This is a genomic window from Streptomyces sp. 378, assembly GCF_030124145.1.
GTDB lineage: Bacteria > Actinomycetota > Actinomycetes > Streptomycetales > Streptomycetaceae > Streptomyces.
In genome coordinates, this window is record NZ_JASKMS010000005.1 from 268,021 (window position 1) to 290,435 (window position 22,415).

Consider the following 22,415-nt stretch of genomic DNA (forward strand, 5'->3'; position numbering starts at 1 on the left):
CGGTTCGGGTCCTGGTCGGGTCGGCGGCCTCGTGGGCATGGGGCAGCGGGGTGGGGGCTGTCCCTCTCATGTGGTGGCCTTCTCGGTTCGGGTCCTGGTCGGGTCGGCGGCCTCGTGGGCATGGGGCAGCGGGGTGGGGGCTGTCCCTCTCATGTGGTGGCCTTCTCGGTTCGGGTCCTGGTCGGGTCGGCGGCCTCGTGGGCATGGGGCAGCGGGGTGGGGGCTGTCCCTCTCATGTGGTGGCCTTCTCGGTTCGGGTCCTGGTCGGGTCGGCGGCCTCGTGGGCATGGGGCAGCGGGGTGGGGGCTGTCCCTCTCATGTGGTGGCCTTCTCGGTTCGGGTCCTGGTCGGGTCGGCGGCCTCGTGGGCATCGGTCAGCGGGGTGAGGGCCGTCCCTCTCATGTGGTGGCCTTCTCGGTTCGGGTCCTGGTCGGGTCGGCGGCCTCGTGGGCATCGGTCAGCAGGGTGAGCGCCGCCCCCCCTCACGCGGCGACCTCCAAGGTCCGGGCCCCCGTCGGGTCGACGACCTCGCGGATCAGGCGGAGCTCCTCACCGGTCGGCTCCCGGGTCACCGGGATCTCGTCCGGCACGGTCAGTTCGAAGCCCGTCGCCTCCTTGACCTGCTCCATCGTGACGCCCGGGTGCAGCGAGGCCAGCCGCATCGAGCGGTCGGGGGTGGCGAAGTCGAAGACGCCCAGGTCCGAGACGACCCGCGGGATCCGGTGGTAGCGCGCCCCGGCCGCCCGGTCGTAGCCGACCCCGCAGACCATGTCGACCCGCTCGACGAAGACCCGCCGGGAGTGCCTCGGGATCCAGTAACTGGTCGGATTGTTCAGGGTGTTGACCGGCGCGCCGCGCACCCCGAGCAACTGCCGCTTCGGCCGCTCCCAGTCGCCGATGCAGGCGATGTTCTGGTTGCCGAACCGGTCGATCTGACTCGCGCCCATCATCACGTGCCGCCGCCCCGCGGTGACCCAGGCCAGATGCTCGCGGTAGGGCAGCCAGCCCTCGGGTGTCCCGTCCGGGCGGACGAGCATCGCCTCGCCGTCGGTCAGCAGCAGGTCCGGTGCGAAGGTGAGCCGGGCCAGCCGGGCGCCGATCGAGGGGATCAGCCCCATGGGGCTCGCCAGCACCTCGCCGTCGTCCCGCCAGGCCTCGGCGCAGGCGATCACGCAGTACTCGGCGCGGGTGGGCCCGGTCATGTGCCCTCCCGCACGGCCGCCTGGTACGCCTGCTCGTCCCCACCGAGGTACCCGGCCTCGAAAGCGGGCCAGGACGTGGTGGCGTACCGCTTCTGGAAGGCCTCGTCCCGGCCGTAGTCGGGCGCGCAGGAGGTGAAGTGCGCCCCGTTCGGGGACTCGACGACACCGGTGACCGTGTGCCGCTTGATCAGCAGGGTCTGCGGCGGGCCCTGCTTCGTCAGCTCGGCCGTGCCGACGATCCGCTCGCAGCTCACGTACGCCGTGTCGGCGGCCGCGCAGAACAGGTCGTCGAAGTACGGGTCCGGCCCCAGGTACTGCCCGTTGCCCGAGCGGTCCGCGCGGTTGACGTGCACCAGGGCCGCGTCCAGCCGCAGGGCGGGCACGGCCACGAACGTCTCCCCGTCCTCGTACGGCGATGTGACCGTCCGCAGCCCCGGGTTGACCCGCATCACGTCCGAGCCGAACCCGGCCCGCACCGGCAGGAACGGCAGCCGGTTCGCCGCCGCCCGCAGGCCCCACAGGAACATCGCCTCGTCGATCTCCGTCAGGGCGAAGGCACCCCGTTCACGAGCCGCCCGGTAGTGCGGCTCCAGGGGGATCGAGTCGAGGGTGACGAAGGCCGTCACCAGCCGCCGGATCCGCCCGGCCGCGGCCAGCATGCCCACGTCCGGGCCGCCGTACGACACGAGGGTGAGGTCGGTGATCCGCGACCTGAGCAGCGCTCTCACCAGGGCCATCGGCTTGCGGCGCGAGCCCCAGCCGCCGATGCCGAGGGTCATGCCGCTGGACAGCCGGGACACGGCCTCGTCCGCCGACATCGTCTTGTCCCTCATCGCGCTCCCTCCTGCCCGAACCGGTCGCGCACTCGCGCGCCCACCCCGCTGAGACCCGCCTCGAAGGTGAAGCCCTGCTCGAAGCGGTAGCTGCGGCGCACGTCCACGGGATCGATGCCGTTGAGCGCGGCCTTGGCCAGGCGGAGCAGCCGGCCGTCCTTCGCGGCGATCTCGCGCGCCAGTTCCAGGGCGGCGGAGCGCAGTGCGCCGCGCGGTACCACCCGCCAGACCGACCCGTGCGCGTGCAGGTCGGCCGCGCTCGCCGTACGCGCCGTGTAGTACAGCGCCCGCATCAGGTGCTGGGGGACCAGCCGGGCCAGATGTGTGGCCGCGCCGAGCGCGCCGCGGTCCAGCTCGGGCAGTCCGAACACCGCGTCCTCGCTCGCCACGATCGCGTCCGCGTTCCCCACCAGGCCGACGCCGCCGCCCAGACAGAAGCCCTGCACCGCCGCCACGACCGGCACCTCGCACTCGTAGACCGCCGCGAACGCCTGCGCGCAGCCGCTGTTCACACCGAGCAGCGCGCTGTGCTCCCGGTCGTCCGCCCGCAGCTCCTTGATGTCCACACCCGCGTTGAACCCGCGCCCCTCGGCGGCCAGCACCACGCACCGGACCTCCGGGTCGCGTCCGGCCGCGCGCACCGCGTCGGCCAGGGCGAACCAGCCCGCCACCGGCAGGGCGTTCACCGGCGGGAAGTCGACCGTGACGACGGCGATGCCCTTTTCCCCGCACGAGGTGGAGACACCCATGGCCGCATCAGCTACCTTTCCACCAAACGTTTGTTAGGTCGAAAGGTAGCAGCGCATGGAGCTGGACGGGAAGGTCGCCGTCGTCACCGGCGGGACCCGGGGCGTCGGCGCCGGCATCGCGCGTGCCTTCGTACGGGCGGGCGCCGAGGTCGTGGTCTGCGCCCGCCGGCCACCGGACGTCCCGCTCCCCGGTACCGAGTTCGTACCGCTGGACGTTCGGGACACCGACGCCGCCGGGCGCCTGTTCGCCCGCCTCCCCCGGCTGGACGTGCTCGTCAACAACGCGGGCGGCGCACCCCACCGGCTGCTCACCGAGGCCGGACCGGAACGGCACGCGCGCGTGGTGCAGCTCAACCTGCTCGCGCCGCTGACCGTGTCCCTCGCCGCGTACGACCGGTTGCGGCACTCCCAGGGCTCGATCGTCATGATCGGCAGTGTCAGCGGCGGACGCCCCTCGCCCGGCACCGCCGCCTACGGCGCCGCCAAGGCGGGCCTGGAGAACCTCGCCCGCTCCATGGCCGTGGAGTGGGCGCCCGAGATCCGTGTCAACACCCTCGTCGTGGGCATGGTCCGCACCGAACGGTCCCACCTCCACTACGGCGACCGGGACGGCATCGCCGCCGTCGCCCGCACGGTCCCGCTCGGCCGTCTCGCCGAACCGTCCGACGTGGGCCGCGCGGCGGTGTTCCTGGCGTCCGACGCCGCCGCGTACATCAGCGGAGCGAGCCTTCAGGTGCACGGGGGCGGGGAACGGCCGGCGTTCCTGGACGCGGCCGGCGCCGGCCCCCCGCCCACCGCGGACAAGGAGAGCTGACATGAGCGGAATCTGCGCGGGCCGGGTCGTCGTCGTCACGGGCGCGGGCCGCGGGCTCGGCCGGGCCCACGCCCTCGCGTTCGCCGCCGAGGGGGCACGGCTGGTCGTCAACGACCTCGGAGTGGGCCTCGACGGCACCCCCGGACCCGACGGTCCCGCCGCCCGGGTCGTGCAGGAGATCCGCGCGGCGGGCGGCGAGGCGGTGGCGCACGGCGGCGACATCGCCACGACCGAGGGCGCCGCCTCGCTGGTCCGCACGGCCCTGCAGACGTACGGCCGGCTCGACACCCTCGTCAACAACGCGGGCTTCCTGCGCGACCGGATGCTGGTCAACCTCGACGAGGACGACTTCGACGCCGTCGTGCGCGTCCACCTCAAAGGCCACTTCCTGCCCCTGCGGCACGCGGCCGCGCACTGGCGCCGCGAGGCCAAGGCGGGCCGCCGGCCCGAGGCCCGGATCGTCAACACCGGCAGCGGAGCCGGACTGCTGGGCTCGGTCGGACAGGGCAACTACAGCGCCGCCAAGGCCGGCATCATCGCCCTGACCCTGGTCGCGGCGGCCGAACTGCGTCGCTACGGCGTCCAGGTCAACGCCATCGCCCCCGCCGCCCGCACCCGGATGACGGAACGCGCCTTCGCCGACACCATGACCGCCCCCGGCTCGGGCTTCGACGCGATGGCCCCCGAAAACGTCTCCCCCCTCGTCGTCTGGCTGGGCTCGGCGGCGAGCACCGGCGTGACGGGCCGGGTCTTCGAGGCGGAGGGCGGCCGGATCACGGTCATGGACGGATGGAGGGCGGGACCGAGCGCGGACAAGGGCGGGCGCTGGAGCCCGGCCGAGGCGGGGGAGCAGACCCGGAAACTCCTGGCGGAGGCGTCCGAACCCGGGCCGGTGTACGGCACCTGAGACCTGTCGTTCGCATCGGGCCGCGGACGCGGGGCCCGCCCCACGCATCCGCGGCGCCGTCGTCGGTCACCGACGCTCCGCGTCGACTCCCTCACCGCCCCGCACCCGCACCCACCAGGCCCCGCTCACCGGCACCGGAGGCCACCGCCGATGGTGCTGCCGGCCGGGTCGTTCGCCGGGTCGTTCGCCGGGTCGTGGACGACGAGGTGCTCCCCGCGACCCGATCCGAACGACAGGCCCCAGGGACGTTCACGTGTCGCACTCCAGGACGCTCCGGCACAACGCGCACCGCGCCCGGATCCGACCCCGCACCGGCACCCTGATCCGCTGATGACACGTCGGGCAGGGAAACGACACCCGCAACCGCCCGCCCCCGTCGGGTGAGAACGCGTACCGCACCCCCGGCGGCGGCGGACCCTCCGGGGCCTGCCGCCGGTCCCGGGCGTACCGGCGCCGCCCCGCCCACCCCGCCGCCGTCAACGGCGGCTCCCGCCCGTCACGGCGGGCCAGCTCCATCCCCTTCTCGTACGCCGTGTACGCCTGCGCGCTGGTGAACCACACCGACGGGTCCTCCCCGAAGGCCAGCGCCCGCTTGGCCAGCACGTACCCGAACTCCTCCGGCGTGAGATACCCCAGCTTCTGCGACGACGCCCCGTCCTCCCGGTACGCGTCCAGCAGCAGCCACCCCGCCCCCAGGTACGTCGTCGCCGTGTCCGTGAGGATCTCGTTGTCCCGCACGCCCGGGAACGACAGGTCCAGCCGGTGCAGATACACGTGCATCACCTCGTGCGCCAAGGCCGCCCCGATGTCCCGCCGATGCGTACGGAACCGGTCGTTCAGCTCCACGAAGTACTCCGGCCCGGCCGCGAGCTCGACGTTCGCCGCGTGCCGCATCTCCCGGAAGCTCACGATCAGCCGGGCGTCCGGCAGCCGGTAGTGCCGCACCAGCTCCCGCGCCACCCGCTGCACCCCCGGATACAGGTCGTCGGTGTCGCAGAACGCCACGTCGGCGGGGACCACACTGGTCGCGAACGTCCGCACGGTGTCGTACGACAACCGCCTGTACAGCGCTGTGACGGCGGCCCGCACCGTCTCCAGATGCGGGTAGCCGTGCTCGACCGGCCCGTCGTTCGCCACGCCTCACCCCCAAGACGCCCCGGAACCCGGTTCCACTGTACGAGGAAGCGACCCACCGCGGGCCCGTGCCCTGGCGAGAACCCGCCGGAGCCACCCGGCGCCTCCGGCAGAATCCGGACCGTGACCAGCGAACAGCACACCATCGCCGCCTCGCTCCGGGTGGGCGGCCGGGACGACGACCTCGAGACACGGCTCGACGAGGAGCTGACCGCCTTCAACACCGCCGCCGCCGACGGCGCCGTCACCGAGCCCCTCTCCGTCCGCGTCACCGACGCGTCCGGCACACTGATCGGCGGGCTCACCGCCTGGACCTGGGGCACCCTGTGCTCCGTGGACATGCTCTGGGTGCGCGCGGACCGGCGGCACGCCGGCTGGGGCGGCCGGCTGATGGACGCCGCGCAGGCCGAGGCCGCCCGGCGCGGCTGCACCGACATGATCGTCTCCACGTACAGCTTCCAGGCCCCCGGCTTCTACCCGAAGCTCGGTTTCCGGGAACGGGCCCGCATCCAGGGCGTCCCCGGCGGTCACGAGGACGTCTACTTCCACCAGCGGCTCTCGCCGCCGAAGGATGAGACGGCCGGCGGCCACCCGGCGTGATCCCCGTAGGCTGACGAACCATGACCACCAGCGACACCGGTTCCCGCGACGTCGACCCCGCCGTCCGCGAAGAGCTCACCCGGCTGCGCGACAGCATCGACAACATCGACGCGGCCGTCGTCCACATGCTCGCCGAGCGCTTCAAGTGCACCCAGCAGGTCGGCCACCTCAAGGCAGAGCACCAGCTGCCGCCCGCCGACCCGGCTCGCGAGGCCCGCCAGATCGCCCGGCTGCGCGCCCTCGCCGAGAACGCCAAGCTGGACCCGGCCTTCGCCGAGAAGTTCCTGAACTTCATCGTCGGCGAGGTCATCCGCCACCACGAGCGCATCGCGGACCAGACGCTCAACGGCACCACCACCGGCGGCAACTGACCCCCCCGCGCGCCCCGGGGAGTGACACGGCGGCCCGCCGGGTGCATGCTGCGCTGTGCACAGCATGTCAACCGATGAGCACTACGCGTCAGTGTCCCGGACTACTCTGGTCCTCCACGAGGGAGGGGCGTCGGGCCATGCCGTCGGATACCAGGATCCTCATCGTCGACGACCACGAGGACACGCTGTACGCGCTGGAGAGCGCGCTGGCCCCGCTGGGCTACCGGCTCGACCGGGCCACCAGCGGCGACGAGGCACTCAAACAGGTGCTTCGCGGCCACGTCGGCCTGCTCCTGCTCGACGTGCGCATGCCCGGCGTCAGCGGACTGGAGGTCGTGCGCTACATGCGACGCGTCGAGCAGACCCAGCACATCCCCGTGATCCTGCTCACCGGCTTCGGCGCCGACCACGAACTGACCACCACCGCCTTCCGGCTCGGCGTCGCCGACCTCGTTCTGAAGCCCGTGGACCCCTGGGCCCTGCGCACCAAGGTCCGCTACCTCTTCGACACCCACCGGCGCCACCTCGCCCTGGAACACGAAGTGCACCGCCTGCGCGCCCTCGCGCGGGAGCACACCGAGACACCCGCACACCCCCCGCGCCCCGCCCTGCCCCATCCCGACGCGCGCGTGCCGACACAACGGCCCATGGGGGCGCACGCCGGAGAGCTCGAAAAGGACCGCACCTAGACCGGACATTGGGCACGTACCGATCCGCCTCTGTGCCATGCCGACGCCATCAGGCAGCATGTCTCGCATGTCCGTACTGACGCGCGACGAAGCGCAGACCCGAGCCGAGCTCCTCGATGTCCACCGCTACACGATCGAACTCGACCTGACCGGCGGCGACGAGACCTTCGACTCCCGCACCCTGATCAGGTTCGCTGCCCGCGTGGACGGGGACACCTTCGTCGAGCTCAAGCCCGCCGAGCTGCGCTCCGTCACCCTCGACGGACACCCCCTGGACCCGGAAGCCCTGGACGGCAACCGGCTCGCCCTGCCGAACCTCACCGCCGGCGAGCACGAACTGCGCGTGGACGCGCGGATGCGCTACTCCCGCACCGGCGAGGGCATGCACCGCTTCACCGACCCCACCGACGGCGAGACCTACGTCTACACCCAGCTGTTCATGGACGACGTCCAGCGGGTCTTCGCCGCCTTCGACCAGCCCGACCTGAAGGCCGTCTTCGAGCTGTCGGTGCAAGCCCCGCAGGACTGGACCGTCCTCGCCAACGGCATCACCGAACACACCGACGGCGTATGGAAGGCGGCCCCCACACCGCTCATCTCCACCTACCTCGTCGCCGTCGCCGCCGGTCCCTGGCACTCCGTGCGCACCGAGCACCGCGGCCTGCCCTTCGGACTGCACTGCCGCCGCTCCCTCGCCCCCCACCTGGACGCCGACTGCGACGAACTCCTCGACGTCACACGCGCCTGCTTCGACCGCTACCACGAGAAGTTCGACGAGCCCTACCCGTTCGACTCCTACGACCAGGCCTTCGTCCCCGAGTTCAACGCCGGCGCCATGGAGAACCCCGGCCTGGTCACCTTCCGCGACGAGTTCGTCTACCGCTCCGCCGTCACCGACACCGAACGCCAGACCCGCGCCATGGTCATCGCCCACGAGATGGCCCACATGTGGTTCGGCGACCTCGTCACCCTCAAGTGGTGGGACGACATCTGGCTGAACGAGTCCTTCGCCGAGTACATGGGTTACCAGACCCTCACCGAAGCCACCCGCTTCAGCGACACCTGGACCGACTTCGGCGTCACCCGCAAGTCCTGGGGCTACGACGCCGACCAGCGCCCCTCCACCCACCCCGTCGCCCCGGAGGCCGTCGACGACACCGCCTCCGCGCTGCTCAACTTCGACGGCATCTCCTACGCCAAGGGCGCCAGCGCGCTGCGACAGCTGGTCGCCTGGCTCGGCGAGAAGGACTTCCTCGCCGGCATCAACACCCACTTCGCCCGGCACAAGTTCGCCAACGCCACCCTCGCCGACTTCATCGACAACCTCGCCGGCGCCACCGACCGCGACGTCCACGCCTGGGCCGACGCCTGGCTGCGCACCACCGGCGTCGACACCCTCACCCCGCGGATCGCCCCCGGCGAGCACGGCACCTGCGCCCTCACCGTCGACCGCGCCGGCAACCGCCCGCACCGCATCGCCGCCGGCCTCTACGACCGGGACCTCGGCGACGACGGCGGGCAGCTCGTCCTGCGCGAACGCCTCCACCTGGACCTCCCGCAGACCGACGCCCACCCCATCGGCAAGCGCCCCGCGCTGCTCCTCCTCAACGACGGCGACCTCACCTACGCCAAGGTCCGCTTCGACCCCGAGTCCTTCGAGACCGTCCGCAAGGACCTGTCCGGCCTGCCCGAACCGCTCACCCGCGCGGTCGTCTGGAACGCCCTGCGCGACGCCGTCCGCGACGGCGAACTCGCCCCCGGCGCCTACCTGGAGACCGCCAGGACCCACCTCCCGCTGGAGACGGACCTCGCCATCGTCCAGGGCGTGCTCGCCTTCGCCTCCACGTACGTCACCGACCGCTACCTCACCCCCGAGGAGCGGCCCGCCGCACTCGCCACCCTCTCCGAACTGTGCCGCGACCTCATCCGCCGCACCGAGGACGGCGACAACCCCGGCCTGCGCCTGATCGCCGTACGCCACCGCATCGACGTGGCCGCCCACCCCGACACCATCGCCGCGTGGCTCGCCGACGGCACCGTCCCCGGCGGCCCCGAACTCGACCCCGAACTGCGCTGGCGCGTCCTCGCCCGGCTCGCCGTCCTCGGCGCGACCGACGAGGCCGCCATCGCCGCCGAACTGGAACGCGACCCGAGCGCCACCGGCCGGGAGGGCGCCGCCCGCTGCCGGGCCGCCCTGCCCGACCCGGAGACCAAGGCCCGCGCCTGGCAGGCGATGTTCGGCTCGGACGACCTGTCCAACTACCTCTTCACCGCCACCGCCCGGGGCTTCTGGCAGCCCGAACAGGCCGACCTGGTACGCGCCTACGTCGAGCGCTACTACGCCGACGCGGTCGCCGTCGCCGACCGCCGCGGCCCCGCCATCGCCGACGCGGCCGGCCGCTGGGCCTTCCCCGCGCACGCCGTCGACGCCGACACCCTCCGCCTCGGCCGGGAATGCCTGCGCGACGCCGACCCGATCCCCGCCCTGCGCCGCAAGCTCGTCGACCAACTCGACGACCTGACACGGGCGTTGCGGGTCCAGGGCGGCCAGGAGAACTAGGACCGGCGATGTAGGGCACTCACGGGGCGGCCGACCTCTTCCACCGATACGACGGACCGGCCGCCCTTACCGACTTCAAGGACTGAGCCTCCGAGGGGCACCCGACCCGACCGGTTTTCCGTCGCGGAGGTACCTCCACCCGGGTTGGGTCGTTGGTCCCTTCGGGCGCGCCGCCCCGCGCCCCGGAGGACAGCCCCATGAGCCACCCGCCCCTCGCCTCAGGACCAGAAGGCCCCCGCGCCCTGCGGCCGATGCTCGACACCGTCCTCCGAGCGCTGGACACCGGTGCCCGGGCGCGGGGCGGACCGCTCCCGGCAGGCGGCCCGCAGGCGGTCACCGCCCGGATCCGGCAGGCGGCCGGCGACATCCTCCCGGACCAGGGCGACCCGCACGCCCTGCGCACCCTGGTCCACGCCTTCACCGAGACCGCCGCCGACCCCGCCCACCCCCGGTGCGCCGCCCACCTGCACTGCCCCCCACTCGCCGTCGCCGCGGCCGCCGACCTCGCCGCCACCGCCCTCAACCCGTCCCTGGACTCCTGGGACCAGGCGCCCGGGGCATCGGCACTGGAGCAACTGGTCGCACAGGCACTGTCCCGGCAGATCCACGGAACCGGGCAGCCCACCGCCCCCGACTCCCTCATCACCACCGGCGGCACCGAATCCAACCAGCTCGCCCTGCTCCTCGCCCGAGAAGCCCACGGCGGAACCGTCCGACTCGTGTGCGGGGCCAACGCCCACCACTCCCTGCCCCGCGCCGCCTGGCTGCTCGGGCTGCCCGACTCCGTCGTCGTACCCACCCCGCGCGGGACGCTCGACCCCTCCGCACTCGACGACGCCCTCACCGCACAGCCCGGCCCCGTGCTCGTCGCCGCCACCGCCGGCACCACCGACGCCGGATACATCGACCCGCTGCCCGAGATCGCCGCCCGCTGCACCACCCACGGCGCCCGCCTGCACGTGGACGCCGCCTACGGCGGAGGCCTCCTCTTCAGCGACCGGCACCGCCCACGGCTCACCGGACTCGACGCCGCCGACACCGTCACCCTCGACCTGCACAAACTCGGCTGGCAGCCGGTCGCCGCGGGCCTCCTCGCCGTCCGGGACGCCCGCGACCTCGCCGCCCTGGGACAGCGCGCCGACTACCTCAACGCCGCCGACGACACCGAGGCCGGGCTGCCCGACCTGCTCGGCCGGTCCCTGCGCACCACCCGCCGCCCCGACGTCCTCAAACTCGCCGTCACCCTCAAGACCCTGGGGCGCGAAGGACTCGGCGCACTCGTCGACCAGGTCTGCGCCCGCGCCCGCGACTTCGCCGCACTCGTCGCCGAACACCCCGGCTTCGAACTGCACGCCCCGCCCGTCATCAGCACGGTGCTGTTCCGGCCCGCGGACGCCACCGACGCCACCGTGGCCGCCGTACGCCGCTCACTGCTCACCGCCGGCCGCGCCGTCCTCGGCCGGGCCCGCCTCGACGGCCGGCTCTGGCTCAAGGCCACCCTCCTCAACCCCGCCACCGGGCCCGACGACCTGGCCGCCCTGCTGCGCCTCGCGGCAGCGAGCCGAGCGACACTCGTGGAAGGACACACCCCCCGATGAACCCCCCGATGAACCCCCCGATGAACCCCTCGATGAACCCCCTGATGAACCCCGCGCCGACCCCCGGCCCCGACACCCCGCCGCACCCCGACCCCGACGCCCCCCGCGACCTCGTCGGCATCGGAGTCGGACCCGCCAACCTCTCCCTCGCCGCGCTCGCCCACCCCCTCGGCGGCCTCGACACCGTCTTCTACGAGCAGCGCCCCGCCTTCGCCTGGCACCCCGGCCTACTCATCGAGGGCGCCACCATCCAGGTGCCGTTCCTCGCCGACCTGGTGTCCCTCGCCGACCCCACCAGCCCCTGGACCTTCCTCAACTACCTCCGGACCCGCGAGCGGCTCTTCCCCTTCTACTTCGCCGAGCGCTTCCACATCCAGCGCGCCGAGTACGACGCCTACTGCCGCTGGGTCTGCGAGAACCTCCCGGGGCTCCACTTCGGCCACCAGGTCGACGCCGTCCACTGGAACCCCGAACGCGACCTCTTCGAGGTCGACTTCACCCAGCTCGACGCCGACGGAGAAGCCGAGGCCCTCGGCCGGACCTACACCCACGACGTCGTCCTCGGCATCGGCACCGAGCCCTACGTCCCCGATCCCCTCAAACCCCTCGTCGAGGCCCCCGGCGTGCCCGTCGTGCACGCCGCCGACTACCTCGACCACCGCGCCGCCCTCCTCGCCGCCGGGCACGTCACGATCGTGGGCATCGGACAGTCCGGCGCCGAGGTCTTCCTCGACCTGCTGCGGGGCAGGCCGGCCGGACAGGAGAAGCTGCACTGGCTGGGCCGCACCGAGGCCTTCGCCCCCATGGAGTACTCCAAGCTCGGCCTGGAACAATTCACCCCCGACCACACCCGCTACTTCCACGCCCTGCCCGAGTCCGCCCGCGACCGGCTCGTCGACGGACAGTGGCAGCTCCACAAGGGCATCGACGCCGCCACCGTCGCCGCCATCCACGACGAGCTCTACCGCCGCAGCCTGCACGGCGGCTGGCCCGACGCCGTCCTCACCCCCGGCGTCCGCGTCCGCACCGCCGGCCGCGTCGCCACGACCCAGGTGGAACTGCACCTGGAACACGGCCGGCAGGACAGCCGCTCCCGCCTCACCACCGACGCCGTCGTCCTCGCCACCGGCTACCGCGAACGCCCCCTCGACCGGATCCTCGCCGGCCTCGACCCCTACATGCGCCGCGACAACCGGGAACGGCCGCGCGTCGACGAGGAGTACCGGCTCGTCCTCGACCCGTCCGTCACCGGCACGGTGTACGTCCAGAACGCCGAGACCCACACCCACGGTGTCGGCGCCCCCGACCTCGGCCTCGCCGCCTGGCGCAGCGCGATCATCCTCAACTCCCTGACGGGCGAGGAGGCCTACGCACTCCCCGCCCGCACCGCCTTCACCACCTTCGGCCTCACCCAGCGCAGGCACGTCCCGCCGCCCCGCGAGGCACCGGCACTGACGCCGCTGGTCGACGACCGAAGGTGAGCGAGAAGGCGGCTCAGAACACGGGCGTGCCCTCGCGCGTGAGCTTCCAGTCCACCGCGGCGAACTCGGCCGGGTCGATCGCCCCCTTCGCCTTCACCCAGGCGATCATGGTGTTGCGGATCTCCTCCGAGTTCGACCACAGCACCGGGGCGGCGGCGACATGCGGGAAGTTCCCGCCGCCGTTGGCCCGGTAGTTGTTCACCGCGAACACGAACCTCGCGTCGTCGGCGAGCGGCCGCCCCTCGAAGCGCACGTTCGTCACCCGCGACCCGGCCGGCTTCGCGATGTCGATCTCGTACGACAGGCCGCTCACCACGTCGTAGTTGTAGTCCGGCGTGCCGTTCGCGTTGGTCAGCTTCGCCGGGTCCACCGCCGCGTCCGGCGCCGTCTGCGCGAAGTAGTTCGCCGAGAACTCCAGATACGCCTTCATCTGCGCACCCGTCATCAAACGCGCCTCCAGCGTGTTCTCGAAGACGTACAGACCGGCCACGTCCCGGATCGTCACCCGTCCCGCCGGGATGCGCGCACTGCGCGAGAAGCACGCCGCCTGCGACAGCACCGGCAGCGCGGCGTGCTCCGTGCCCGCCAGCGCCTGCCTCACCGTGTCGGCCTGGATGCGGTTGATCAGGTCGATGATCGGCACGTCCTTGTACGGCGCCTCGGCCGACGTCATCTCCGCCGCGTTGGTGCCGATGACCTGGTTGACGTACGCCACGACCTTCTCGTGCTCGTCCAGGAGCAGCTTCGTGATCTTCGGGTCCTCCTCCACCGTGTTGGAGTTGAGGACCTTCGCACCCACCTTCTCGACCTTCCAGCAGCCCTTCTCCCACACCAGCTCGAAGTCGAACAGCGTCAGCCGCTGCCCCCACTTCAGCGGCTCCGACAGCACGACCCGCTTGCCCGTCTTCTTGTTCGCGACGAAGTACTCGGGGATCTCCGTGTGCGCGTGCCCGACCAGGATCGCGTCGATCCCCGGCACCTGCTCGGCCACCAGAGCGGCCGCGTTCTCGATGTACGGCAGCTGGTCACCGTAGGAGGACGTCCCCGACGAACCGCTGTGCGCCGACACGATGACGACGTCCGCGCCCATCGACCGCAGCTTCGGCACCCACTTCGCCGCCTGCTCCTCCAGACCCGGGAACGTCATCTTGCCCTGCACGTTCGCCTTGTCCCAGATCGCGATGCCCGGGTTGGTCAGACCCAGCACGGCCACCTTCACGTCCCGCCCGTGCGGGGTGCGCAGCCGGTGCATGCTGTACGGCGCGAACGCCGGCCGCAGCGTCTTCGCGTCCAGAGCGTTGGCGCCCAGCAGCGGGAAACGGCACTGCTGCTCGAACTTCCGCAGCACCGGGATGCCGTAGTTGAACTCGTGGTTGCCGAGTGCCGCCGCGTCATAGTCCATGGCGTTCATCGCCTGCGCCATCGGGTGCACCGGGCCGCCCTCGGCGGTGATCGGGTCGACCTTGGCGTAGTAGTACGACAGCTGCGTGCCCTGAATGGTGTCGCCCGCGTCGATCAGCAGGGTGTTGCGGCGGCCCTTCTCCTCACGCACCCGGTTGACCAGGGTGGAGACCTTCGCGAGACCGACGTCGTTGTGGTCCCTGTCGTCGAACTCCTTGTCCGTGAAGTAGTCCCAGTTGAAGACGTTGCCGTGCAGGTCCGTCGTCCCCAGCACGGTGAACGCGTACCGCTTGGTGCCGCGCTTCGCCTCGGCCGCCCGCGCACCCGGCGCTCCGACCGCACCGGTCGCCAGCGCCACCCCCGCCCCGGTCACGGCGGACTTCTCCAGGAACTTCCGGCGGTTCAACGGCATGTCTGGCTCCTCGCGGAATCTGTGGAACGACGCGCGTAGATAACGCGCGTAGATTCTGACCCGCCCACGACCGGCCGCAACAGACCCGGCAGGTTGCGATCTGATGACTCGAACCCCCCGACCCAGGCCGCCAACCAGCCCAGACATGACAGAGTGGGGCGTATGACCGCGGCCACCCCAGACGCCTCCCAGCCCGCCGTCCCCTACGGAACGCCCGAGGCCCCCCGCATCGCCGTCCGCGGCGAAGCCCGCCTCGAGGTCGACCCGGAAATCGCCCGCATCGGCATCACCGTCGCCGCCCGCGGCCGCGACCGCCGCTCCGCCCTCGACGACCTCACCCGCCGCAACGCCGGCGTCCTCGACCTCGTCAAGACCTACGGCGACGCCGTGGAACGCCTGGAGACCGGCGCCTTCTCCATCACACCCGAACTCACCAAACACGGCCGCGGCGAACGCGTCCGCACCTACCACGGCAGCGTCCGCGTCACCGCCGAACTCACCGACTTCACCGCCCTCGGCGAACTCACCACCCGCCTCGCCGACCTCGACCTCACCCGCGTCGACGGCCCCTGGTGGGCCCTGCGCCCCGACTCACCCGCCCACCGCGAAGCCCGCAAGAAGGCCGTACGAGAAGCCGTCCAGCGCGCCCGCGAGTACGCCGAAGCCCTCGGCACCACCCTTTCCGCCCTGGTCGAACTGGCCGACATCGGCGCCGAAAGCGCCCCACCGGACTACCCCCAGGCCCCCGGCCGCATGCGCTCCGCCGCCTTCGCCGGAGCGGCCGAGGACACCCCCGCCCCCCTCGACCTGGAACCCCAGCGCCAACGCGTCCACGCCCAGATCAACGCCCGCTTCACCATGGTGCCGCCGCGGCTGTAATCCCCGCCGCGCGATTATCCGAAAGCGCGACCGAATTTCACCAGGGTGCTCATCGGAGCGCCCCGCCGCACAATTCTCCACTTGTCAATAACGCTTCACGTAAAGTCTGTTGGACAGTCACGCTCGACCAATTCTCTACCAGTCGGTAACTCATAGGCTCGTTTCATGCGCCGAGCAAAAATCGTCTGCACCCTTGGACCCGCCACCGACTCGTACGACCAGATCAAAGACCTGGTCGACGCCGGAATGGACGTAGCCCGCTTCAACCTCAGCCACGGCGGCCACGCCGAACACGAGGAGCGTTACCACCGGGTGCGCAAAGCCGCCGACGAGACCGGCCGCAGCGTCGGCCTCCTCGCCGACCTTCAAGGCCCGAAGATCAGACTCGGCCGCTTCACCGAAGGACCCGTACTCCTCGAACGCGGCGACACCTTCACCATCACCGTCGAAGAAGGCGTCGAAGGCGACGGCCACACCTGTGGCACCACCTACGCCGGCCTCGCCGACGACGTCACCACCGGTGAACGCATCCTCATCGACGACGGCAAGGTCTGCCTCGGAGTCACCGGCGTCGACGGCCCCCGCGTCCACACCACCGTCGTCGAAGGCGGCGTGATCTCCGACCACAAGGGCCTCAACCTCCCCGGCGCCGCGGTCTCCGTCCCCGCCCTCTCCAAAAAGGACGAGGACGACCTCCGCTGGGCCCTGCACACCGGCTTCGACGTCATCGCCCTCTCCTTCGTCCGCTCCGGCCGCGACATCCACGACGTCCACCGCATCATGGACGAAGAAGGCCGCCGCCTCCCCGTCATCGCCAAAGTCGAAAAACCCCAAGCCGTCGAGAACATCGACGACATCGTCGCCGCTTTCGACGGCATCATGGTCGCCCGCGGAGACCTCGGCGTCGAAATGCCCCTGGAACAGGTCCCGATCGTCCAAAAGCGCGCCATCAAACTCGCCAAACGCAACGCCAAGCCGGTCATCGTCGCCACCCAGATGCTCGACTCGATGATCGACAACGCCCGCCCGACGCGCGCGGAGGCCTCCGACGTCGCCAACGCCGTCATCGACGGCACCGACGCCGTCATGCTGTCCGGCGAGACCAGCGTCGGCAAGCACGCGATCGACACGGTCCGCACGATGGCCCGCATCGTCGAAGCCGCGGAAGAGGACATCCTCGCCAAAGGCCTCCCGCCCCTGACGGAACGCAACAAGCCCCGCACCCAAGGCGGCGCCGTCGCCCGAGCGGCGGCGGAAATCGGCGACTTCCTCGGCGCGAAATTCCTGGTCGCCTTCACCCGGTCCGGCGACACCGCCCGCCGCCTCTCCCGCTACCGCTCCCCGATCCCCCTCCTCGCCTTCACCCCCGACCAGGCCACCCGCTCCCAGCTCGCCCTGACCTGGGGCGTGGAGACATTCCTCGGCCCCTGCGTCGACTCCACGGACGCGATGGTCGACCAGGTCGACGAGCTGCTGCTGCGCTACGGCCGTTGCCGCCCGGGCGACACGGTCGTCATCACGGCCGGCTCCCCACCCGGAGTCTCCGGCTCGACGAACATGGTCCGGGTCCACCACATCGCGGAATAGCCGCGTCAGTACTTGGGACCTACATGGGCGTCCACGAGGGCGACTGAGGCTTTGCGGGCGATGGAGATGTTGAACGGGTCGCTCCCGCGGGCCAGCGTGCTCCATTCGACGCCCACCGTGTCGCATGTGTCAGTGAAGAGTCTCCGGATGTCGTCCGACTTGTTCGAGAAGAAGTAGCGCGGGTATTCGTAGCGCTTACGCTCGCCGCCGACCATGCGTGTCGTCCAGTTGGTGATGCGGCAGCCGTCTGAGTGGATGAGTCCGCGGATGAACTCCCAGGGGTGGGCGTCGACGATGGCCTGTTGCCAGGGGTCTAGGGCGATGCGACGTTCGTGTTTCTTGCCGGGGCCGTGCTGTGGAAACAGGCAGTGGAGGTGCTTCGAGTAAACCTTGACGTTGCTGCAGCCCGTTTTGCGGACGCGGCGGATGGAGTTATCGGGGAAGACCGCATGCACGGCCGCTTCGCACTCGTCCATCAGGCCCGGCCAAGACTCCGCGCAGGTGATCACGAGGTTGGGTACGCGGTGCTGGGAGTAGTGGCTGATATGCCCATCCCCGAGATATAGGCCCAGCACATAGGCGTAGGCGGACTCGTCGAGGTCTCGTCCGTCACACTGCGGGCACTTCGGATTGGGGCGACCGGGACACTCGTTGCGTTTCGCCCGGTCCAGATGTTTCCAGTAGCCGACCGTCCCCAGCGGTACGTTGAGGCTGCGGGCCACGTCCGCGTTCCTCGCGCCGCCGCGGAGCAGGGTGAGAGCTTTCTGTTGCACGCCAGTGCCATGGAAGTTCATGCGACCACTGTGTGTCACTGGCGGTTACCGTGGGCAGCAAAAAGCGGAGAACCACGCGAACGTGATCCTCCGCTTCTGATCTTGTGGTGCCCGGTGTGGGATTCGAACCCACATGCCCAAAGGGCACGGCATTTTGAGTGCCGCGAGTCTGACCAGTTCCTCCAACCGGGCAAGTCAGGGGACCGATGAGCAGTGTACCGGTTCACCGTGTGGCCTTGCTGCTAGGTACGCTCTTGGGAGCAGTACCGGCCTGCCCCTACCAAGGAGCCCACGTGAGTGCCCCCGAGTCGCCCCAGCCTGTTGACGTGCCTGAAGACGACAAGTCGCACGTGCCTCCGATGACGACGCGGGTCGTCATCGCCGAGGACGAGGCGCTGATCCGGCTCGATCTCAAAGAGATGCTGGAGGAGGAGGGGTACACCGTCGTCGGTGAGGCCGGTGACGGTGAGCAGGCGGTGGAGCTGGCCCGTGAGCACCGGCCGGATCTGGTGATCCTGGACGTGAAGATGCCGAAGCTGGACGGTATCTCGGCGGCGGAGAAGATCGCGGAGGAGAGCATCGCGCCGGTGCTGATGCTGACGGCGTTCTCGCAGCGTGACCTCGTCGAGCGGGCACGGGACGCCGGTGCGATGGCCTACCTGGTGAAGCCGTTCAGCAAGACCGACGTCGTGCCGGCGATCGAGATGGCCGTTTCGCGGTTCACGGAGTTGAAGGAACTGGAGAAGGAGGTCGCCGACCTCACGCTCCGGCTGGAGACGCGCAAGCTGGTGGACCGGGCGAAGTCGATTCTGCAGACCGAGTACGGGCTGTCGGAGCCGGCTGCTTTCCGGTGGATCCAGAAGACGTCGATGGACCGTCGGATGTCGATGCAGCAGGTGGCGGAGGCGGTCATCCAGGACGCCGACGAGAAGAAGGCCAACAAGGGCTGAGAGCTCGACGTGAGAGGCCCGCTTCCCTTCGTTTCCGGAAGGGGAGCGGGCCTCTCTGCGTGTGGGGGGATCTCAGTCCTCGCCCAGGTAGGCCTTGCGTACCGACTCGTCGTGCAACAGGTCCTGCCCGGTTCCGGAGAGGACGACGTTGCCGACCTCCATGACGTGGCCCTGGTCGGCGAGGGAGAGCGCGGCCTGGGCGTTCTGTTCGACGAGGAGGATCGTCGTGCCCTGGGACTTCAGCTCCGAGATCGTCGCCATGATCTTCTGCATCATGATCGGGGAGAGTCCCATGGACGGCTCGTCGAGCATGAGGAGCTTGGGCTGGGACATGAGGGCGCGGCCCATGGCGAGCATCTGCTGTTCGCCGCCGGAGAGGGTTCCTGCGGCCTGCTTGCGGCGTTCCCCGAGGATGGGGAAGAGGTCGTAGGCGCGCTGGATGTCCTTCTCGATGCCTTCTTTGTCCTTGCGGAGGAATGCTCCGAGCTGGAGGTTCTCCGCGATGGTGAGGCGGGGGAAGATGTGCCGGCCTTCGGGGGAGTGGGCGAGGCCGAGGGCGACGATCTTGTGGGCGGGGACGCCGTTGAGAGGCTTGCCGTCGAAGAGGATCTTCCCGGATGTCGGCTTGAGCAGGCCCGACAGGGTGCGCAGGGTGGTCGTCTTGCCGGCGCCGTTGGTGCCGATGAGGGTGACGACCTGGCCGGCGTCGACGCTGAAGGAGATGCCTTTGACGGCTTCGATCTTGCCGTAGGAGACCCGGAGGTCCTCGACTTCGAGGAGTGCGGTCACTTGGCTTCTCCCTTGGTGCTGCTGGTGGTGCTGGTCGCGTCGGCGGCGGCTTCGGCGGCCTCGACCTCGGCGGCTTCGGCCTGGCCGGGGTCGCCTTCGAAGGGTTCGCCGAGGTAGGCGGCGACGACGCGTTCGTCGGCCTGGACGACGTCGGCGGTGCCTTCGACGAGCTTCTCGCCCTGGACGAGGACGGCGACGCGGTCGGAGAGGTTGAAGACGAAGCGCATGTCGTGCTCGATGAGGAGGACGGCGATGCCCTTGTCGCGGATGGCGAAGACGAGTTCCTCGGTGGCGCGCGTCTCCTGGGGGTTCATGCCGGCGGTGGGCTCGTCGAGCAGTAGCAGGCCGGGCTCGGAGGCCATGGCGCGGGCGATCTCGAGTTTGCGCTGTTCGCCGTAGGGGAGGTTGCGGGCGAGGTGGTCGCGCTTGTGGGCGAGGCCGATGAACTCCAGGAGTTCCATGGCGCGTTCCTCGCTGGCGCGTTCGGCCTTCTTGAAGCCGGGGCCGCGCAGGAGGGCGGACCAGAGGCCTTCCTTGGTGCGGGTGTGGCGTCCGACGAGGACGTTTTCCAGGACCGTCATGTTGGCGAACAGGCGGATGTTCTGGAAGGTCCGGGCGATGCCGGCCTGGGTGACCAGGTGGGGCTTGGGCGGGAGCACGGTGCCCTTGTAGGAGACGGTGCCCTCGGTGGGGACGTAGAGGCCGGTCAGGCAGTTGAAGAAGGTGGTCTTGCCGGCGCCGTTGGGGCCGATGAGGCCGACGATCTCGCCGGCGTTGACCGTGAAGTCGACGGAGCGGACGGCGGTGAGGCCGCCGAAGCGCATCGTGACGCCGCGGGCTTCGAGTACAGGTGTCGTCATGGTGGTTACGCCCCCGCCTTGGTGACGGCCGGTTCGTCGGTCAGCGTGGTCTGTTTGGGTACGTCGAGTTGGCCGGTCTCGTGGAATTCGAGCTGGCGCCGGCGGTTGGCGATGATGCCTTCGGGGCGGAAGCGCATCAGCAGGACGAGTGCGATGCCGAAGGCGAGGAGCGACTTGTCCTGGAGGAAGACGAGCTTTTCGGGGAGCAGGTAGAGCAGGGCCGCGCCGAGGAGCGGTCCGGCGACCGTGCCCATGCCGCCGAGGACGACCGCGGCCAGGAGGAACGCGGAGTTGGGCGGGGTGGAGCCGGCGAACTGGTAGGGGGTGGGGACGACGCTGTAGGTGACGTGGGCGCTGACGGTGCCGGCGAGGCCGGCGAGGGCGGCGCCGAGGGCGAAGGCGACGAGTTTGACGCGGAAGCCGTTGATGCCCATGGCTGTGGCGGCGGTCTCGTCCTCGCGGATGGCGATCCAGGAGCGGCCGATGCGGGAGTCGGCGGCGCGGGTGTAGACGAGGACGACGATGGCCATGATGAGGACCATCAGCAGGTAGTAGTTGGCGAAACGGCCGAGGGTGAATCCGCCGATGTCGTGGGCCTGGCCGAAGTTGAAGCCGAGGAGGTTCAGGTCGGGGATGTTGGAGATGCCGTTGGGGCCGTTGGTGACGTCGGGTCCGGAGTCGCCGTCCATGTTGTTGACGGCGATGCGGAAGATCTCGCCGAAGCCGAGGGTGACGATGGCGAGGTAGTCGCCGCGCAGCCGCAGGGTCGGGGCGCCGATGAGGACGCCGAAGACGAGTGAGGCGGCGGCGCCGGCCAGGGCGGAGGCCCAGAAGGGCAGGTGGAAGCCGGAGATGGTGGAGAACTCGGAGCCGGAGACGAGGGCGGCGGTGTAGGCGCCGACGCCGAGGAAGGCGACGTATCCGAGGTCGAGGAGTCCGGCGAGGCCGACGACGATGTTGAGGCCGAGGGCGACCGTCCCGAAGATCAGGATGTTGACGCCGATGTTGGCGTAGTGGTCGTCGGTCTGGGTGAAGGGGAAGGCGATGGCCGCGGCGAAGCCCATGGCGAGGGTGAAGCTGCGGTTGGCGGCGACCAGTGCCGAGAAGCGGTCGAGGAGGCCGGCGGTGTGGACGGCCCACATCGCGAAGGTGACGACGAAGAGGTAGCCGATGAAGAGCTGGCCGTACTCGGTGTCGATGCCGTAGGTGAAGACGCCGAGGCCGATGATGGTGACCACGGTGATGACGGCTCGCTGGATCCAGGGCGCGATGGCCTGGGGGGCGGCGATGCGGTCGGGTTTGGCGACGTAGGCCTTGAGGGCTGCCTTGGTGCCGCCGGTGTCGGGCCGCTCCTGCGGGAGGGCGAAGGCGCCGAGGACGGGCAGGAGTGAGGCGATGGCCGCGATCCAGCCGCCGGGTTCGAGGTTGACGACTCCGCCGAGTTCGACGCTGATGGCGATGACGGTGAACCAGGTGACGCTGAAGCCGCCGAGGGCGGTGAGGACGAGCGGCGCGTTGTTGCGGGCGGGCAGGAGCCAGCCGAGGCCGCGGACGCCGTAGCCGGCGAGGGCGAACAGTGCGGTGAGGACGCCGGCGGTGAAGGTCAGCCACTGCAGGCCGCCGGGGTAGCCGTTGATGGTGAGGTCGCCGGGGAACTGGGCGGTCCAGGTCCAGGCGAGGAACGCGGAGGCGGCGGTGGCGACGCCGCCGGCGAGCAGCAGGGCGCGGGCGGCCGCGACGGGCAGGGGTATGAGACCGCGCGGGGCGGGCGTCGGGGTGGGGGCGGCGTCCGGCGCTGGGGTCTTCTGGGTCGTCTCGGTCATGTG

At 70.8% G+C, this 22,415-nt stretch carries 20 protein-coding genes and 1 tRNA gene; 11 read left to right on the forward strand and 10 right to left on the reverse strand.

Features of this window, described 5'->3' with window-relative positions; all coding sequences use genetic code 11:
- Positions 1–482: 482 nt before the first annotated feature.
- The 3 genes from QNO09_RS09965 to QNO09_RS09975 are packed head-to-tail and all read right to left on the reverse strand — an operon-like array spanning position 483 to position 2,784.
- A complete protein-coding gene (locus QNO09_RS09965; RefSeq protein WP_283969732.1) occupies positions 483–1,202 on the reverse strand; it encodes a CoA-transferase subunit beta in 720 nt (239 codons plus the stop codon).
- Entirely contained in the window at positions 1,199–2,035 is an 837-nt protein-coding gene (locus tag QNO09_RS09970; protein ID WP_283969733.1) for a CoA transferase subunit A, read from the reverse strand. Before QNO09_RS09970 ends, QNO09_RS09965 begins: the two co-directional genes overlap by 4 nt.
- Positions 2,032–2,784, reverse strand: coding sequence for an enoyl-CoA hydratase family protein (locus tag QNO09_RS09975; protein WP_283969734.1), 753 nt, complete (start codon positions 2,782–2,784; stop codon positions 2,032–2,034). The genes QNO09_RS09970 and QNO09_RS09975 overlap by 4 nt, the downstream gene beginning before the upstream one ends.
- A gap of 55 nt (positions 2,785–2,839) precedes the next feature.
- Here QNO09_RS09975 and QNO09_RS09980 point away from each other — a divergent pair, with 55 nt between their 5' ends.
- Entirely contained in the window at positions 2,840–3,598 is a 759-nt protein-coding gene (locus tag QNO09_RS09980) for an SDR family oxidoreductase (protein WP_283969735.1), read from the forward strand.
- A gap of 1 nt (position 3,599) precedes the next feature.
- The gene (locus QNO09_RS09985; RefSeq protein ID WP_283969736.1) at positions 3,600–4,505 is read left to right on the forward strand and encodes an SDR family oxidoreductase; all 906 of its coding nucleotides are present in this window, start codon (positions 3,600–3,602) and stop codon (positions 4,503–4,505) included.
- 249 nt (positions 4,506–4,754) lie between these two features.
- Here the strand turns inward: QNO09_RS09985 and QNO09_RS09990 are convergent, their stop codons facing one another.
- Positions 4,755–5,642, reverse strand: a complete 888-nt coding sequence (locus QNO09_RS09990; RefSeq protein WP_283969737.1) for a hypothetical protein — start codon at positions 5,640–5,642, stop codon at positions 4,755–4,757.
- Positions 5,643–5,762: 120 nt separating this feature from the next.
- Here QNO09_RS09990 and QNO09_RS09995 point away from each other — a divergent pair, with 120 nt between their 5' ends.
- The 6 genes from QNO09_RS09995 to QNO09_RS10020 all read left to right on the forward strand — a co-directional run bounded on the left by QNO09_RS09995 (position 5,763) and on the right by QNO09_RS10020 (position 12,938).
- Positions 5,763–6,239 carry a GNAT family N-acetyltransferase gene (locus QNO09_RS09995; protein ID WP_283969738.1) on the forward strand — a complete coding sequence of 159 codons (477 nt, stop codon included), beginning with the start codon at positions 5,763–5,765 and terminating at the stop codon, positions 6,237–6,239.
- A gap of 20 nt (positions 6,240–6,259) precedes the next feature.
- Positions 6,260–6,610, forward strand: a complete 351-nt coding sequence (locus tag QNO09_RS10000; RefSeq protein ID WP_283969739.1) for a chorismate mutase — start codon at positions 6,260–6,262, stop codon at positions 6,608–6,610.
- 137 nt (positions 6,611–6,747) lie between these two features.
- Positions 6,748–7,299, forward strand: coding sequence for a response regulator (locus QNO09_RS10005; protein WP_283969740.1), 552 nt, complete (start codon positions 6,748–6,750; stop codon positions 7,297–7,299).
- Between the two features lie 67 nt (positions 7,300–7,366).
- Positions 7,367–9,859, forward strand: a complete 2,493-nt coding sequence (gene pepN / locus QNO09_RS10010; protein WP_283969741.1) for an aminopeptidase N — start codon at positions 7,367–7,369, stop codon at positions 9,857–9,859.
- 197 nt (positions 9,860–10,056) lie between these two features.
- On the forward strand, positions 10,057–11,457 hold the full coding sequence (locus tag QNO09_RS10015) for a pyridoxal phosphate-dependent decarboxylase family protein (RefSeq protein ID WP_283969742.1): 1,401 nt from the start codon (positions 10,057–10,059) through the stop codon (positions 11,455–11,457).
- A gap of 44 nt (positions 11,458–11,501) precedes the next feature.
- Entirely contained in the window at positions 11,502–12,938 is a 1,437-nt protein-coding gene (locus tag QNO09_RS10020) for a lysine N(6)-hydroxylase/L-ornithine N(5)-oxygenase family protein (protein ID WP_283969833.1), read from the forward strand.
- A 13-nt stretch (positions 12,939–12,951) separates the two neighbouring features.
- Here QNO09_RS10020 and QNO09_RS10025 read toward each other — a convergent pair whose 3' ends face one another.
- Positions 12,952–14,751 carry a bifunctional metallophosphatase/5'-nucleotidase gene (locus QNO09_RS10025; protein ID WP_283969743.1) on the reverse strand — a complete coding sequence of 600 codons (1,800 nt, stop codon included), beginning with the start codon at positions 14,749–14,751 and terminating at the stop codon, positions 12,952–12,954.
- A gap of 162 nt (positions 14,752–14,913) precedes the next feature.
- On the opposite strand from QNO09_RS10025, the gene QNO09_RS10030 reads away from it, so the two are divergent.
- Entirely contained in the window at positions 14,914–15,630 is a 717-nt protein-coding gene (locus QNO09_RS10030; protein WP_283969744.1) for an SIMPL domain-containing protein, read from the forward strand.
- 165 nt (positions 15,631–15,795) lie between these two features.
- Positions 15,796–17,217, forward strand: a complete 1,422-nt coding sequence (gene pyk / locus QNO09_RS10035) for a pyruvate kinase (protein ID WP_283969745.1) — start codon at positions 15,796–15,798, stop codon at positions 17,215–17,217.
- A 5-nt stretch (positions 17,218–17,222) separates the two neighbouring features.
- Here pyk and QNO09_RS10040 read toward each other — a convergent pair whose 3' ends face one another.
- A complete protein-coding gene (locus tag QNO09_RS10040; protein WP_283969746.1) occupies positions 17,223–18,011 on the reverse strand; it encodes a helix-turn-helix domain-containing protein in 789 nt (262 codons plus the stop codon).
- An 84-nt stretch (positions 18,012–18,095) separates the two neighbouring features.
- Positions 18,096–18,182 (reverse strand) — tRNA-Leu (locus QNO09_RS10045).
- A gap of 101 nt (positions 18,183–18,283) precedes the next feature.
- Between QNO09_RS10045 and QNO09_RS10050 the strand changes: the two genes are divergently transcribed.
- Entirely contained in the window at positions 18,284–18,940 is a 657-nt protein-coding gene (locus QNO09_RS10050; RefSeq protein WP_283969747.1) for an ANTAR domain-containing response regulator, read from the forward strand.
- Between the two features lie 72 nt (positions 18,941–19,012).
- Here QNO09_RS10050 and QNO09_RS10055 read toward each other — a convergent pair whose 3' ends face one another.
- From QNO09_RS10055 to QNO09_RS10065, 3 genes are read right to left on the reverse strand one after another with little or no spacing between them, the layout of a single operon-like run.
- A complete protein-coding gene (locus QNO09_RS10055; protein WP_283969748.1) occupies positions 19,013–19,729 on the reverse strand; it encodes an ABC transporter ATP-binding protein in 717 nt (238 codons plus the stop codon).
- Positions 19,726–20,589: an ABC transporter ATP-binding protein gene (locus tag QNO09_RS10060; RefSeq protein WP_283969749.1), complete on the reverse strand. Its 864-nt coding sequence runs from the start codon at positions 20,587–20,589 to the stop codon at positions 19,726–19,728. The genes QNO09_RS10055 and QNO09_RS10060 overlap by 4 nt, the downstream gene beginning before the upstream one ends.
- A gap of 5 nt (positions 20,590–20,594) precedes the next feature.
- On the reverse strand, positions 20,595–22,412 hold the full coding sequence (locus QNO09_RS10065) for a branched-chain amino acid ABC transporter permease (protein ID WP_283969750.1): 1,818 nt from the start codon (positions 22,410–22,412) through the stop codon (positions 20,595–20,597).
- Between the last annotated feature and the right edge of the window lie 3 nt (positions 22,413–22,415).